At 64.5% G+C, this 15,236-nt stretch carries 14 protein-coding genes; 1 reads left to right on the top strand and 13 read right to left on the bottom strand.

What is annotated here, in order from left to right; translation table 11 throughout:
- Window positions 1-5: 5 nt before the first annotated feature.
- The 10 genes from ACAty_RS05385 to dapC all read right to left on the bottom strand — a co-directional run bounded on the left by ACAty_RS05385 (window position 6) and on the right by dapC (window position 11,522).
- Window positions 6-986: an alpha-ketoacid dehydrogenase subunit beta gene (locus tag ACAty_RS05385; protein WP_004871639.1), complete on the bottom strand. Its 981-nt coding sequence runs from the start codon at window positions 984-986 to the stop codon at window positions 6-8.
- Window positions 983-2,050, bottom strand: coding sequence for a thiamine pyrophosphate-dependent enzyme (locus tag ACAty_RS05390; protein WP_004871643.1), 1,068 nt, complete (start codon window positions 2,048-2,050; stop codon window positions 983-985). Before ACAty_RS05390 ends, ACAty_RS05385 begins: the two co-directional genes overlap by 4 nt.
- Before the next feature lies 1 nt (window position 2,051).
- Window positions 2,052-2,408: a carboxymuconolactone decarboxylase family protein gene (locus ACAty_RS05395; protein ID WP_004871645.1), complete on the bottom strand. Its 357-nt coding sequence runs from the start codon at window positions 2,406-2,408 to the stop codon at window positions 2,052-2,054.
- Window positions 2,409-2,434: 26 nt separating this feature from the next.
- On the bottom strand, window positions 2,435-3,961 hold the full coding sequence (gpmI, locus tag ACAty_RS05400) for a 2,3-bisphosphoglycerate-independent phosphoglycerate mutase (protein ID WP_014002826.1): 1,527 nt from the start codon (window positions 3,959-3,961) through the stop codon (window positions 2,435-2,437).
- 75 nt (window positions 3,962-4,036) lie between these two features.
- Window positions 4,037-6,466: a phosphoenolpyruvate synthase gene (gene ppsA / locus ACAty_RS05405; RefSeq protein WP_004871651.1), complete on the bottom strand. Its 2,430-nt coding sequence runs from the start codon at window positions 6,464-6,466 to the stop codon at window positions 4,037-4,039.
- A 77-nt stretch (window positions 6,467-6,543) separates the two neighbouring features.
- Window positions 6,544-7,539, bottom strand: a complete 996-nt coding sequence (locus tag ACAty_RS05410; protein WP_004871655.1) for a sulfotransferase family protein — start codon at window positions 7,537-7,539, stop codon at window positions 6,544-6,546.
- Between the two features lie 13 nt (window positions 7,540-7,552).
- Entirely contained in the window at window positions 7,553-8,338 is a 786-nt protein-coding gene (locus tag ACAty_RS05415; protein ID WP_004871656.1) for a septal ring lytic transglycosylase RlpA family protein, read from the bottom strand.
- Window positions 8,335-9,483, bottom strand: coding sequence for a succinyl-diaminopimelate desuccinylase (gene dapE / locus ACAty_RS05420; RefSeq protein WP_004871658.1), 1,149 nt, complete (start codon window positions 9,481-9,483; stop codon window positions 8,335-8,337). The genes ACAty_RS05415 and dapE overlap by 4 nt, the downstream gene beginning before the upstream one ends.
- Window positions 9,484-9,486: 3 nt before the next feature.
- A complete protein-coding gene (dapD, locus tag ACAty_RS05425; RefSeq protein ID WP_004871662.1) occupies window positions 9,487-10,308 on the bottom strand; it encodes a 2,3,4,5-tetrahydropyridine-2,6-dicarboxylate N-succinyltransferase in 822 nt (273 codons plus the stop codon).
- Entirely contained in the window at window positions 10,296-11,522 is a 1,227-nt protein-coding gene (gene dapC, locus ACAty_RS05430) for a succinyldiaminopimelate transaminase (protein ID WP_014002831.1), read from the bottom strand. The genes dapD and dapC overlap by 13 nt, the downstream gene beginning before the upstream one ends.
- Window positions 11,523-11,610: 88 nt before the next feature.
- Here dapC and ACAty_RS05435 point away from each other — a divergent pair, with 88 nt between their 5' ends.
- Window positions 11,611-12,534, top strand: a complete 924-nt coding sequence (locus tag ACAty_RS05435) for a DMT family transporter (RefSeq protein ID WP_004871668.1) — start codon at window positions 11,611-11,613, stop codon at window positions 12,532-12,534.
- Here ACAty_RS05435 and gph read toward each other — a convergent pair.
- From gph to ACAty_RS05450, 3 genes are read right to left on the bottom strand one after another with little or no spacing between them, the layout of a single operon-like run.
- The gene (gph, locus tag ACAty_RS05440) at window positions 12,484-13,167 is read right to left on the bottom strand and encodes a phosphoglycolate phosphatase (RefSeq protein WP_004871672.1); all 684 of its coding nucleotides are present in this window, start codon (window positions 13,165-13,167) and stop codon (window positions 12,484-12,486) included. The genes ACAty_RS05435 and gph overlap by 51 nt on opposite strands.
- A complete protein-coding gene (gene ubiG / locus ACAty_RS05445; protein WP_004871675.1) occupies window positions 13,164-13,883 on the bottom strand; it encodes a bifunctional 2-polyprenyl-6-hydroxyphenol methylase/3-demethylubiquinol 3-O-methyltransferase UbiG in 720 nt (239 codons plus the stop codon). Before ubiG ends, gph begins: the two co-directional genes overlap by 4 nt.
- On the bottom strand, window positions 13,880-15,214 hold the full coding sequence (locus tag ACAty_RS05450; protein ID WP_004871679.1) for a TRZ/ATZ family hydrolase: 1,335 nt from the start codon (window positions 15,212-15,214) through the stop codon (window positions 13,880-13,882). The genes ubiG and ACAty_RS05450 overlap by 4 nt, the downstream gene beginning before the upstream one ends.
- Between the last annotated feature and the right edge of the window lie 22 nt (window positions 15,215-15,236).

Here is a 15,236-nt window from a genome sequence, read left to right on the forward strand (position 1 = left end):
GCTCCTTATTGCGGTGACAGCAGGGCTTTGGCGGCGGCAAGGACATCGGCGACTCGCGGTATGGACGCCGCCTCCAGCTCGCCGTTGAAGGGTGTTGGTAGGTCCAGTCCGGCGACGCGCGCCACCGGGGCATCCAGCCAGTAGAAGCAGCGTTCCTGAAGCGTTGCCGTGAGCTCAGCGGAGGCGCCGCCAAAACGGGGGTCTTCGGTGAGAATGAGGGCGTGGTGCGTCTTCTGCACGGAGCGTACACAGCTGTCCCAGTCTATCGGCGCCAGACTGCGCAGGTCGATGATTTCCATGTCGATGCCGTCCTTGGCCAACTGCTCCGCCGCCGTTTCGGCCACAGCCACCATGCGCGAATAAGTGATGCAGCTGAGATCGGAACCCGGTCGCCGACAAATCGCCTGGTGCATGGGCGGTGCGGGAAGGTTTTCGTCTACCTCACCCGTCGTGAAATAGAGGAGCTCGTGTTCCAACACGAGGACGGGCTCCTCGCTGCGGATGGCTTGGCGCAGTTGCCAGTAGGCATCCTGGGGCGTGGACGGGACAACCATACGCACGCCCGGTACCCCCATGAACATGGCTTCCAGACGTTGGGAATGCTGGGCTCCCAATTGCCGCGCCACGCCGCCGGGCATCCGCACGGTGAGGGGCATGGGGAACTGGCCGCCGGACATGAATGGGATCTTGGCCGCCATATTGACGATGGCATCCATGGCCAGGAGGGCGAAGTTGATGGTCATGATCTCCACCACCGGACGCAATCCCAGCATGGCCGCACCCACGCCGAGGCCAGTGAAGCTGTTTTCGGAGATGGGGGTGTCGCGCACCCGCCACTCCCCATACCTGGCCAATAGCCCCTCGCTCACCCGATAGGTGCCGCCATAGAGCCCAACATCCTCGCCCAGGAGGAAAACGGCGTCGTCCTCCCGCAATTCGGCATCCAAGGCGCGGTTCAGCGCTTGCCAGTAGCGCATGGTGCTCATGCTTTCCCCCCTTCCAGGAGCTTTTCGTAGCGGCGATTGCCCAAAAACGCCGCCCAGGCATCCTCCATCGTCGGTGCCGGACTCTGGCGGGCAAAGTCGCGGGCAGCAGCGATTTCCTCGGCAATCTCTTGCCGCAGCCGGGCCAGGGCGGTTTCGTCCAGGTGCCCTTCACGGTAGCATCGATCGCAAAAGCCTTGGATGCAGTCCGTGCGGGCTGCGGCCAGTTCCTCCTTTCCTGGGTAGCGGAACTCCACGCCGCGCAGGGTGGCGGCGATGGGGTCGTTGGCTTCGTAGGCTTGCACCTCGACGGCGGGGCGGTAGCTGCCGGGATCGGCCATGGAGTGGCCGCGATAGCGATAGGTTTCCATCTCCAGGAATTGGGGACCATCGCCGGTGCGGACTCGCGTCAAGGCGCGGCGGGTGGCCTCGAAGACGGCCAGGACCTCCATGCCGTCCACCTTTTCGGCTGGGATACCGTAGGCGCAGGCCCTTTTGTAGACCTCCGTCAGCGCCGAATGGCGGTGGATTTCCGTGCCAATCTGGTAATGATTGTTTTCGCAGACGAACAGGATGGGTAGTCGCCACAGGGCAGCCATGTTCAGGGATTCGTGAAAGGTTCCCTGATTGACGGCACCGTCGCCGAAGAAACACAGCACGGCCTCGGGCAACCGGCGGTAGGCCACGGCATAAGCTGCCCCCAGGGCGATGGGAAAGGTCTCGCCGACAATGGCATAGCCGCCGAGAAAGCGCCGTTCCCGGTCGAAGAGGTGCATGGAACCGCCCATACCGCCGCTTATGCCCGTCTTTTTGCCCATGAGTTCGGCAAAAATGGCGTGGGCGGGGATTCCGCGGACCAGGGCGTGGACGTGCTCACGGTAGGTGCTGACCACGTAATCGCCGGGCTCGGCGGCATGAAGCACTCCCACCGCCACGGCCTCCTCGCCGGGATAGAGGTGCAGAAAACCGGCGATTTCCCCTTGGGCGTAGGCCTGTGCCGCCGCTTCCTCGAAGGCGCGGGCGCGCATCATGTCGCGTAACATGGCGAGTAGCGAACTGCGGTCCATTTCAGACTCCCGTCCCCGCCGTCGGGGCGAATTCGTCCAGGGCGCGGGTGAGGGCAACCAGATACATGAGCGCCGGACCGCCGTGCATGAGCACGGCCTGAAAACCGGCACTCATGATCTCGTCGCGGCTGGCCCCGGCTTTTACGGCCCCCTTGACGTGTAAGGCAATGCACCACTCGCACTGGGCTGCCACGGCGAGGGCGACATTGATGAGCTCTTTTTGGGCGAGGCTTAGGGCCGGATTGCCCTCGGTCTTGCCCATGAACGCGAGGAACGCATTGATTTCCGAGGGATACTGCGCCTTCAGGCGCTCCGTGAGGTCGGCGACTTCGTGGATGCGATCGTTCATGCTGCCCATGCTGTCTCTCCTGGTGACCTACGCGCCTAATCCGGTTGACGATTGAGGAGGATACTTTTGCCGGTCATCGGCTCCGGTACCGGTAATCCGAGCAAATCGAGCACCGTGGGCGCGAGATCCGCAAGCCCCCGGCCGATGCCCAGGGTCGCGCCCGGCACACCCATGAGCAAGAAAGGCACGGGATAGACGGTGTGCTGGGTGTGGGGCTCACCCGTCAGGGGATCCACCATCTCATCGCAATTGCCGTGATCCGCCGTGAGGATGACGCGATAGCCGAGGCGCAAGGCCGCCTGTGCCACCCGGTGAAACTGAAGGTCCAGGGTCTCCACGGCGCGCAGGATGGCGGGGATCTTGGCCGTGTGCCCGACCATATCGCCGTTGGCGAAGTTGACGAGGACGAAGGCGTGCTGCTGGGACTCCATGGCCTGGATGACCCGATCGGCCACCGCCGCGGCGCTCATTTCCGGCTGGAGATCGTAGGTGGCCACCTGTGGGGAAGGGATGATCTCGCGGTCCTCCCCGGGGAAAGGCTCCTCCCGTCCGCCGTTGAAAAAGTAGGTGACGTGGGCGTACTTTTCCGTCTCGGCGCAGTGGAACTGCCGCAGTCCCGCGTCGGCGATGACTTCCGCCAGAACCTGATAAGGGAATTCCGTGGGAAAGAGCACGGGAAAAGGATAGTCGTCGTTGTAAGGGGTCATGCACAGCACCGGGCGCGGACCTTCCGCGCCCCGGTCGAAATGGCTGAAGTCCGGCATGCCCAGGGCCGCGCTCAATTGCCGCATCCGGTCGGAACGGAAGTTGAAGAAGAAGACAGGCTCCCGGGGCCCGATCTTGGCCGCTTCCACGTCGCCGATGAGGGTGGGCTGGATGAATTCATCCCCTTCTCCCCGCTGCCAGGCGGTGTGGATGGCGCTCTCGGCGTCGGGGGCATGCTCGCCCTCGCCGTGGACATAGGCGCGCCAGGCTTTTTCCGTGCGTTCCCAATGCCCGGCCCGGTCCATGGCGTAGTAGCGGCCGATGACGCTGGCGATGCGTCCTTTACCGAGTTTCTGGAGTGCGGACTCCACCTGCCGGGCAAAGCCGTCGGCGCACTGGGGCGCCGTGTCCCGGCCATCGCTGATCAGGTGCACCACGGGCTCCATTCCTCCTTTGACGACGAGGGGAAGGATCCCCAGGAGATGGTCGATATGGGAGTGGACGCCGCCGTCAGAGACCATACCCACGAGGTGCAGCCGCTCGCCCGGGCGCAGGAAATGCTGCCAGGCCGGCAGCTGGTCGAAGCTCCCATCCTCCAGCGCGTCGGCGATACGCACCAGATCTTGTTTGAGGATACGACCGGAGCCCAGGGTCAGGTGTCCCACTTCCGAATTGCCGAATTGGCCATCGGGCAGGCCCACGGCACGACCGGAGGCCTGCAGCGCGGTATGTGGGTGGCTCGCAAAATAGTGGTCCAGATGCGGGGTGCGGGCTTGTGCCCAACCGTTGAAGGCACGATTGGGATTGAGGCCGAAACCATCGAAAATGACGACCAGCACGGGCCTAGGTTCTGTCACAGCAACTCCTTGTCGACACGAAAAAGCCATCACCGCCGTGCGCTGCCGGACTGGATGCCGCGGCAGCGGTGGTTCTCAGGATCGTGGCGCCGGTCCCGAGCGACCGAGCTTTTTCTCCACCTCCAGCACGTGCAGGGTGGTGGTGAGCACGGTATCGGGATTGAGGCTCATGGACTCGATTCCGATCTGGACCAGGTACTCAGCGATCTCCGGGTAATCCGAGGGCGCCTGTCCACACAGGCCGGAGTGGATGCCATTGCGTCGACAGCCCTCCACGGCCAGACGGATCATGGCCCGCACCGCCGCGTCGCGTTCGTCGTAATCGAAGGCGACGATCTCGGAATCGCGATCCACCCCAAGGGTAAGCTGGGTGAGATCGTTGCTGCCAATGGAGAAGCCGTCGAAGCGCCGGGCGAATTCGTCTACCAGGATCACGTTGCTGGGGACTTCGCACATGGCGTAGACCTGCAGTCCGTTCTCACCCCGGCGCAGACCGTATTCCGCCATGCGCGCCAGGACCGCATCCGCCTCTTCCAGGCGGCGCACGAAGGGCAACATGAGGATGACGTTGACAAGGCCCATGTCTTCCCGCACCCGTCGCATGGCCATGCACTCCAGGCGGAAGCCCTCGGCATAGGCAGGGTGGGCATAGCGGGATGCACCGCGAAAACCGAGCATGGGATTTTCTTCGTGGGGCTCGAAGCCGCGTCCGCCCAGAAGGGCCGCGTATTCGTTGGATTTGAAGTCGGACATGCGCACGACGACGGGTTTGGGATAAAAAGCGGCGGCGATGGTGCCGATGCCCTCGGAGAGTCTCTGAATGAAGAAGTCCTCGCCGCTGCCAAAGCCCCGCAGGAGTCGCTGCACGGCGTCCCGCTCGCGGGCATCCTCGACCTTTTCCGGGTGGAGCAGCGCCATGGGATGGGCCTTGATATAATTGCCGATGATGAACTCCATGCGCGCAAGGCCCACGCCGTCGTTGGGCAGATTACGGATCTGGAAGGCGAGATCCGGATCCCCCAGATTGATCATGATTTGGGTGGACGGTCGCGGCAGATGCGCGAGGTCGGTGCGCCGCACCTCGAAGTCCTGACGTCCGGCGTATACCCGACCGACATCCCCTTCGGCGCAGGAGATCGTCACCTCGTCACCGTCGTGCAGAAGCTCGGTAGCGCCGGCAGCACCCACCACCGCCGGGATGCCGAGTTCGCGCGCGATGATGGCTGCGTGGCAGGTACGCCCGCCGCGGTTGGTGACGATGGCAGCGGCTTCTTTCATGATGGGTTCCCAGTCCGGCGTGGTATTGTCTGCCACCAGGACGTCACCGTGCCGAAAGGTATCGATCTCGCGGATGTCGCGAAAGACGCGGACGCGGCCGGTGGCGATCTTTCCGCCCACCGCCCGACCCTCCACCACCACCTTTTCCGGTCGCGACTGCAGGCGATATTCCTCCAGCACCTGTCCTTTCTGCTGCGATGCCACCGTCTCCGGCCGCGCCTGTACCAAGTAGAGCTGGCCATCGAGACCATCCTTGGCCCATTCCATGTCCATGGGCCGCGATTCGCCCACGTGTTTGCTGTAGTGTTCCTCGATGATCATGGCGTATTCCGCCAGCTGCAGCACGTCGGCGTCGTCGAGGCAGAAGCGTTCCTGCTCTTCGGGGCTGGTGTCGATGTTGCGGGTGGTATGGCGATCGCCGTCGTCGGCATAGACCATTTTCAGTTTCTTGCTCCCCAGGAGCCGCCGCAGCACGACCCGCTTGCCCTGCCGAAAGGTCGGTTTGAACACATAGAATTCGTCGGGATTGACGGCTCCTTGCACGACATTCTCACCCAGCCCCCAGGCCGCGGTGATGAAGACCACGTCGCGAAAACCCGTTTCCGTATCCAGGGAGAACATCACCCCGCTGCTGGCGAGGTCCGAGCGCACCATCTTCATGACGCCAACGGACAAGGCCACATGAAAATGGTCGAAGCCCTGCTCGGCACGATAATGAATGGCGCGGTCCGTAAACAGGCTGGCAAAACAGCGCCGGCAGGCATCCAGCAGCTCGGCATCACCGCGTATGTTGAGGTAGGTCTCCTGCTGACCGGCAAAGCTGGCGGTGGGGAGATCCTCCGCCGTGGCCGAAGAGCGCACCGCCAAAGACAGTGTATCGCCGTATTCCCGTTGCAGCTCACGGTAGGCCGCAAGAATCTCCTCTTGCAGGGGCGCTGGCAGAGGAGCGGCGTAGACGATCTCGCGGGCCCGGGCACCCGCGCGGGCGAGGGCGTCCACGTCGTCGGGATCGAGGCCGTCCAGGCAGGCGTGCAGGGCGTCCCAGGCGCCCGCCGCATCGAGCGTTGCCCGGTAGGCTTCGGCAGTGATGGCAAAACCGTTGGGGACGCGTACTCCCTGGCTACTGAGCTTCTGGTACATTTCACCCAGGGAGGCGTTCTTGCCGCCTACCGAGGGGAGGTCATCGATGCCGATTTCCCGGAAAAAACGCAGGTACTGGTAGGCCAAGGGAGTCTCTCCTCAAATTCCGAGTCGTGTCTCCTATTCACCATAGTCCACGAAACCACCCGCGGCAAGCCGGATTTTCAGGAGCGGTCGGGTAGTTCCAGACCCTCCATGGACTCTTGTCGGGGTTCGGCGGCGCGTTCTTCCCGCTGCCAGGAAAGACGCAGCTCCGGCAGGGGTCGCCCCAGCAGCTTCTCCAGGCCACGAATCTCTGGCTCGTAGAGGCGCTGCAGAAAAGCCCGCGCCCGCGGATCCATGGGCGGCTTTTCCCCCGCCCGCAGGAAGACGTGCTGCCACAGATATTCCCCCCAACGCTGTGGAAAGAGGTGTTCGCCGATATAGCGGCTCCAGGGTGAGGCGGCCAAACGTCGCGCCCATTCGCCCCGGGGCTGACGATGGGCATTGTGCGCCAGATGCAGATCGATGCCGTCGATGGGGGCAGGATCTATGCCCAGAAAATCGGCGATGTCCAGCAGGACCGCGCGGGCGTCGCGCTTGAGCTCCTCCAACAGATAGACCCGTACCTGCTCCGGACCAAAGAGCTCTCGGTAGCGTCGAACCTGGTCCAGATACTGCCCTAGTTCGACGTAAAGCTGGGACACGCCCCAACCCTTGTCCGGTCGTTGCCAATCCCGCAGCAGGATGGTGTAGAAATCGTCGTTGACGACACCCTCCCGGAAATCCATGAGGTATTGCGAGTAGGCGCGCTGCACGGGATCGCGCAGGAGGATGAGGATGCGCGCTTGCGGCACGTCGGCACGGATGCGTTGGGCCGCCTGCGCAGACCAGAGGTAGGAGGGGCTGGCGTCGCCACGCCAGGGATAGCCGCCGGCATGGGCATAAAGTTTGGCGTAATCGTCGGCATCGGCAACATACTGGATGAGGTGAGCCTGCTCCGGCGCGGGTTGGGGCCGGGTGTAAAAATGCGGCTCCTTCATCTCCGGGAAGAATATCTGGGGATGCTGACGCAGGTAGGCGTAAAGCGAGGTGGTGCCGCACTTGACGGCGCCGACGATGAACAGGTTCGGCAGGGTTGCCGCAGCCTTGCACGACGCTGCCCACGGCCGAGAGATCATGGCTGACGCGAGGTCACTGCTGGACCACCAGGACTTGTGCCGTACCACTTTGCCGCAGCCGGGCGCCGAGGGCCTCGGCGACGCTGGGATTGGCCAGGGGGCCGATCTGGACGCGATAGAAGGTCACACCGCGCACCAGTCCGGGCACGATGAGGAGCGGGCCGATTCCTGCCGCCTGCAGGCGTTGGCGTTCGCGGATGGCAAGGTTGAGCTGCTGAAAGGCGCCGGTCTGGAGGAAGATCTCTGCTGGCTTACCGGCCGAGGGGTTGGGAGCAGTCGTCGTGGTGGTGGCCGGGCTTGGTGCAAGGGCCTCGACACGGACCACCGCCGTTCCCGAGTGGATCATGTCCAGGACCTTGGCGGCACCGTAGGAGAGATCCAGGAGGCGGCCATCCACAAAGGGACCACGATCGTTCACCAGAACCTCCACACTGCGTCCGTTGGCCAGATTGGTGACGCGCACGCAGGTGGGTAAGGGCAGTTCGCGGCTGGCAGCGCTGAAAGCCTGAGGCACGAAGGGCGTTCCCATGGAGGTGACGGAACCCGACTCCCAGCCGTACCAAGAGGCGGTCCCGCTCCGATCGTAGCCATCGGCCGTGGTCAGCGGCTGATAGCGACGGCCGTTCACGACGTAGCTGCGGTTGTAGGGGGCATCGGGCTTGGGCGTCGCCGCATGACAGCTGCCCATGGAGGCAGCGGCGGAGATCGACCCAAGGGGTGGGGTCATCCGCTGCGCGCAGCCGCCAAGGACCAGGATCCCTGTGGCCGCGAGCGAAAAGACCTGGAAAGCACGCTTCACGCCGCGGTCCCGACCAAGAGCTCCTCCAAAAGCCCCTGGTAGATGGCGGCCAGATCCTCGAGCTCCGCCAGTTCCACACACTCGTTGACCTTGTGGATGGTAGCGTTGCGCGGACCCAGCTCCAGCACCTCACCGCCCAATTGGGCGATGAACCGTCCGTCGGAGGTCCCTCCGCCCGTGGACAACTGCGCTTCTCGACCGAGCCGTCGTTGGAGGACTCTCTGGGTGGCGGCCACCAGTTTCCCGGGGGGCGTGTAAAAAGGCGGTCCCGAGAATTGCCAGTCCAGCTCGTAGTGCAGGCCATGCCTGTCCAGGAGATCCACCACGGCCTTTTGCAAGGACTCGAGGCTCGAGGCCGGGGAAAAGCGGAAGTTGAACTGCAGCTCCAACTGCCCGGGGATGACGTTGGTCACGCCGGTGCCGGCGTGGATATTGGAGATTTGCAGGCGGGTTGGCGGAAAATCGGGATAGCCGTCATCCCATTCCTTCTCCACGAGTTCCGTCAGTGGTCGCAGGGCGCGGTGGATGGGATTGTCCGCAAGTTCCGGATAGGCGACGTGCCCTTGCTGCCCGAGGATCCGTAAACGGGCGTTGAGGGAACCGCGCCGACCGTTTTTTACCACGTCCCCCAGGCGTTCTGCGGAGGAGGGCTCACCCACTAGGCAATAATCCGGCCGGATCTGCCGCGCCGCCAAGTAGTCCACCACGTGACGGGTACCGTGGGTGGCCACGCCTTCCTCGTCGGAGGTGATGAGAAAAGCGATACGACCAGGATGCCGTGGGTGTGCGCCGACGAAGTCCTCCACGGCCACGAGCATAGCCGCCAGGCTGCCCTTCATGTCCGCTGCCCCGCGCCCATAGAGAACGCCATCGCGCAGCTCGGGGGTGAAAGGATCCGTCGCCCAGGCCTCGCGCGGGCCAGGCGGTACCACGTCCGTGTGTCCGGCAAAACAGAAGATGGGACCGGACTCGCCGCGTATGGCCCAGAAATTTTCCACGCCACCGGCGGGCAAGGGGGTGACGGTGAACCCTATCTGCTGGAGTCGTTCCGCCATCCAGGTCTGACAGCCCCCATCCTCGGGGGTCACCGACGGGCGCGCCATGAGGGTTTGGGCATAGCGCAGAACGCGCTGGCGCTGGTCCATGAATCAGATCTCGCGCAGCAACTGGTTGATTCCCACCTTGCTCCGGGTCTTGGCATCCACTTTCTTGACGATGACCGCGCAGTAGAGACTGTGGCTGCCGTCCTTGGCCGGGAGATTGCCCGATACCACTACCGAGCCCGCCGGCACTCGCCCATAGAGGATTTCGCCTGTCTCGCGATCGAAGATCCGGGTGCTGGCGCCGATGAACACCCCCATGGAGATGACCGAACCCGACTCCACGATCACTCCCTCCACCACCTCGGAGCGCGCGCCGATGAAGCAGTCGTCCTCGATGATGGTGGGATTGGCCTGCAGAGGTTCCAGCACGCCGCCGATGCCGACGCCACCGGAGAGGTGGACGTTCTTACCGATCTGGGCGCAGGAACCCACCGTCGCCCAGGTGTCGACCATGGTACCTTCATCCACATAGGCGCCGATATTGACGAAGGAGGGCATGAGCACACAGTTGCGGGCAATATACGCCCCCTTGCGCACCGTCGCGGGCGGCACCACACGAAAGCCGCCAGTCCGAAAATCGTTGCTGTTGTAGTCGGAAAACTTGCCCGGTACCTTGTCGAAATACTGGGTCTCGGCCCCCGGAATGCGCACATTGTCCTGGAGGCGAAACGACAGGAGCACGGCCTTCTTGATCCACTGGTGGGTGTGCCATTGGCCATCGCGTTTTTCTGCGACCCGCAGCACGCCCTTGTCGAGACCCTCGATGACCTGACCCACGGCGTCGCGCAGCTCGTTGGGAGCATTGCGCGGGCTGAAGCGATCCCGCTCTTCCCAGGCGCCTTCGATGATTTCCGCTAACTGTGCCACGCTGACTCCTTTTCTTGCGACGATGCGTGAGGGCGATTATCGAGAAAACGGCGGATACGTTGCAAACCCTCGATGCATTCCGCTTCACTGCCTACCAGAGCGATGCGCACGCGGTCGTGTCCGGGGTGCAGCCCGTGCGCCTCGCGCGCCAGATAGGCTCCCGGCAGGCAACGGACGTGCTCGGCAGCGTAGAGCTCGCGGGCAAAGGCTTCACCATCACCCACCTCGGGCCAGAGATAGAAGCCGCCATCGGGCAGCTGGATGTCCAGGTGCTCGCCGAGGATGTCGCGGGCAGCGGCAAACTTGCGCGCGTAACTGCGCCGGCTCTCGACCACATGCTCCTCGTCGCTCCAGGCGGCGCGTGAGGCCGCCTGAATGAAGGGCGGCATGGCCGCGCCAAGATAGGTTCGGTAGCGCAGAAACTGGGCCAGGATGGCAGGATCGCCGGCGACGAAGCCGCTGCGCGCACCCGGTATGCTGGAACGCTTGGACAGGCTGTGGAAGCTCAGCACGGAGTCGAGGCTGCCCGTTTGGGCGGCCACGCTCAGCACACCCGTGGGTGGCCCGCGGAAATAGATCTCGGTGTAGCACTCGTCGACGGCGAGCACGACGCCGAAACGCCGCGCCTGACCGACGAGCCAGGCGAGCTCCTCGCCGCCCAGCGCGGCACCGGTGGGGTTGTGGGGCGAGTTCACGTAGAGCAGGGCACTACGCTCCCAGACCGACTCGGGAATGGCCCGAAAATCGGGCTGACCGCTGCCTGGATCGCAATTCAGGTAGTGTGGCTTTGCCCCGGCCAAAAGTGCCGCCCCCTCGTAGATCTGGTAGAAGGGATTGGGCATGAGTACCAGGCTCTTGACGTCCTGGCACGGATTTATCACGGTCTGGGCGATACTGAAGAGCGCCTCGCGGGTGCCATTGACGGGCAGGATGCAGCGATCCGGATCGAGGAAACCCGTGGGCAGGGTAAAGCGACGGCTCGTCCAGGCCGCGATGGCCTGGCGCAGGGCGGGCTCACCCAGGACCTTGGGATATTCCGCGAGGCCCTGCTGGAGCGACGCCGTCAGCGCCCTGGCCACGAGCTCGGGAGCCTGTTGCCGCGGCTCACCGATGGAAAAATCCACCAGGGGCAGGGCGGGCGGGCGCACATCCTGGAGTAGCCGACGCAGGCGCTCAAAGGGGTAAGCCTGCAATGACGCAAGGCCCGGATTCATGCCACAATCCTCCGCCATGCTCGACCGCCGCCCGCCAATGTCGTTCATCATGGGTCCAAGTTTGGTGCAGAAAGGAGTCCTCTGACAAGTGTCTGCCGAGCCGCTTCCGGAATCACCGCGCCACTTGGCCATCGCTGCGCTGGTTTTCGGCGCCGCCCTGTGGGGTTGCTTCTGGTGGCCATTGCGCTTTTTCTCCAGCCAGGGGCTGGCGGGTCCCTGGCTGATCGCCGCTGTCTACGTCGTCCTTGCAGCGCCGACGCTGGCGCTGGTGCGCTGGCGCCGGCTGCGCTGGCGGCGCGATGGCAAAGTGCTCGTGGCCCTTGCCCTGCTGGGCGGCTGGACCAATGTGGCCTTTTTGCTGGCGCTCTTTCACGGCAGTGTCGTGCGGGTGCTGTTGCTTTTTTATCTATCGCCCGTATGGTCCCTGCTGCTGGCCTGGCTGCTGCTCAAGGAACCCCTGGGGTGGCGCGGCATATTGGCTGGTGCCTTGGCCATGGCGGGCAGTATTCTGGTGGTGGATCACGGTGCCGCAGGACCGTGGTCACCCCTGGATCCGGACGATTTCCTAGCGGTCAGTGCCGGTCTTGCCTTTGCCGCCAGCAACGTCCTGCTGCGCGGCAATCGGAGTGTCCCGGATCGCGAGCGGGCCGTGGCCATCTGGTGGGGCTGTGCGGCCCTTGGTCTGGGTGTGGCGGCATTCGCACCCTGGCCGACCCACATCAGCGGCCAATGGTGGCTGCTCCCAGTCTTTGCGTGGCTCTGGGTAGGCGGCGCCACCGCCGCGACCCTCTACGGTGTGGCCCGGCTGCCCGTGAGTCTGTCGGCGGTGATCATGCCCGTGGAGATCCTCTTTGGTGCCGTATCGGCCTGGCTCCTTGCCGCTGAGACCGTTTCCGGCTTCGAGTTTCTGGGCGGTCTGGCCATCCTCACCGCCGCCTGGTTGCAGATGCGCAGACCGACGCTACCAGGTCCCATCGCCACCGACGCTGGCGGCGAAGAGCCGGGTGACTAGATCTTCGCTGCGGGGAATGACGGCATCGGCGCCCCAGGAGGCTATCGCCTCACCACCACCATAGCCCCAGCCCGCTGCCCAGGCCGTGCAGCCGGCGGCGTGGGCAGCCTCGATGTCCCGGCGATCGTCGCCCAGGTAGAGACTGTGCTGGGGGAGCACCGCCAGGGTTTCCAGAGCGTGGCGCAAGGGTAGGGGATCGGGCTTGCTGCGCGCCGTGGTGTCGCCGCTGACTACCACGGCTGGGGCTACCGGCAGGGGCAGGGCCGCCAGCAGGGCAGCCGTGAGATAGCCGGGCTTGTTGGTGACGATGCCCCAGGGAATGCCGCGTGCAGCCAGGGTGACCAGGCATTGCGCGACCCCCGGAAAAAGACGGGTGCGGGTGGCGATGTCGGCCTCGTAGAGGGCAAGAAACTCCTCGCGCAAAGCCTGAAACTCGGGTTGCGGCGGCTCTACCCCGAAGGCCTCTCGCAGCAGGCCACGCGCGCCCTGCGAGGCAAAGGGGCGCAGTGCCGCAACGGCAGGAGCGCTGCGCCCGCGACGGCGACACAGCTCGGTGACGGCGGCGATGAGGTCGGGAGCCGTATCCAGGAGGGTGCCGTCCAGATCCCAGAGGACGGCATGCCAGGGCGTCACGCCGAATCTACCCTGCGGCTGCGACAGAGATAATTGACGCTGACGTCGTCCACCAGGCGAGCGCGGCCACGGATGGGGTCGTAGTGCATGCCCTTGAGCTCCTCCAGCTGCAATCCTGCCGTCCGGGCCATGTCCAGGAGTTCGCTTGGGCGGATCAATTTCTCGTAGTCGTGGGTACCCCGGGGGATGAGGCCCAGCACATACTCGGCGCCCAGGATGGCCAGCAGATAACTCTTGGGGTTGCGGTTGATGGTGGCAAAGAAGACCTGCCCGCCCGGGCGCAGCAGCTTGGCACAGGCACGGACGACGCTCTGGGGCTCCGGCACGTGCTCCAGCATCTCCATACAGGTGACGACATCAAAGCTCCCGGCAGCCTCAGCGGCGAGATCCTCGACGGCAATGGCGCGATATTCCAGGGTCTTGGACAGATCCTGGTCTCCTTGCTCGGCATGCTTGCGTGCCGCTGCCAGAGCGGACTCCGCCAGGTCCACGCCGAGGACCTTCGCTCCGGCCCTGGCCATGGCCTCGCTGAGGATGCCGGCACCGCAGCCCACATCCACCACCCGCAGGCCCTCCAGACGACCACCGCAGCCGCGCCGGATGAATTCCAGCCGCACGGGATTGATCTGGTGCAGAGTCCGAAGAGGACCCTTGTCGTCCCACCAGTCCTGCGCCATGGCGCCAAACTTTTCGATTTCCGTGGAGTCTACGTTCACGCCTGCCGATCCTTTGCAGCGATACGCCGCGCCCATGTCTGTGCCTGTGCCCTGAGACCCGGCCAGTCCAGCCGCGTCCATCTGCCCTCGTTCACCAGCAATTCGCCATTCACCCACACGTGGCTCACCTGATCGCGTCCGGCGCAGTAGACCAGCTGGGATATGGGATCGTACAGCGGTTGGGTGGCCGGGTGATCGAGGTCCACGGCAATGCAGTCCGCCAACTTGCCGATTTCCAGGCTGCCGATACTATCGCCCCAGCCACAGGCCATGGCCCCGCCCAGGGTAGCCGCCTCCAGGGCCACTGCCGCCGCCAGAGCCATCGTATCGCCGTCCCGGCCTTTGGCCAGGAGTGCGGCTGTACGCAACTCGCCAAAGAGGTCGAGGTCGTTGTTACTGGCGGCACCGTCGGTGCCGATACCAAAGGGAATGCCACGCGCCTGCCATTGGGCCACGTCGGCGATACCGGAACCGAGCTTCAGATTGGACTCCGGACAGTGCGCAAGGCGCAGGCCGCGTTGCGCCACGAGATCCAGATCCTCCGTCGTCAGCTGCGTCATGTGCACGGCGAGAAAGTGCTCATCCAAAAGACCCAGTTCGTCCAGCCGCTGCAGGGGCCGCCGTCCGTCTTGGGAAAGAGCATTTTCGACTTCCTGCGCCGTCTCGTGCACGTGCATGTGCAGAAAAAGCCCATGGCTGCGGGCAAGCGCCTTCGCTTCACGCAGCGCGTGGTCGGGGACCGTGTAGGGCGCGTGCGGAGCGATACTCTGGCGAATCCGCGGCAAGTCGCGCAGCTGCAGGATCTGCATTTCCGCACGCCGGAGTGCGTCGCCGGCGTCCCGACTCTGCGCCGTCGGAAAATCGATCACCACCTGGCCCAGACTGGCACGGATGCCGCTCTCCACCACGGCCTGCGCCGCCGCTTCGGGATAGAAATACATGTCGTTGAAGCAGGTGGTGCCGCCGCGCAGCATCTCGGCGATGGCCAGCCGGGTTCCCGTGGCGACAAACTCCGGCCCCACGAAACGCCCTTCAGCGGGCCAGATGTGTTGCTCGAGCCAGGTCATCAGCGGCAGATCGTCGGCAAGGCCGCGCAGCAGGCTCATGGCCGCGTGGGTGTGGCTGTTGACGAGCCCCGGCAGGAGCACATGATGGGGAAGATCGATCCAGCGGGCAGAGGGGTAGCGCGCGCGCAACTCGACCTGCGGACCCAGATCGCAAATGCGCCCCTGGCCAATGGCCAGCCCGTGCTGCTCCAGAACCCCGTGGGGGCGGATGGGGACAAGCCACGGCGCCGCCAGAACGTACTCTACGACGGTCTTTTCGGACACGACACACTCCCAGCGGAAGATG

The sequence above is a fragment of the Acidithiobacillus caldus ATCC 51756 genome, from assembly GCF_000175575.2.
Lineage (GTDB): Bacteria > Pseudomonadota > Gammaproteobacteria > Acidithiobacillales > Acidithiobacillaceae > Acidithiobacillus_A > Acidithiobacillus_A caldus.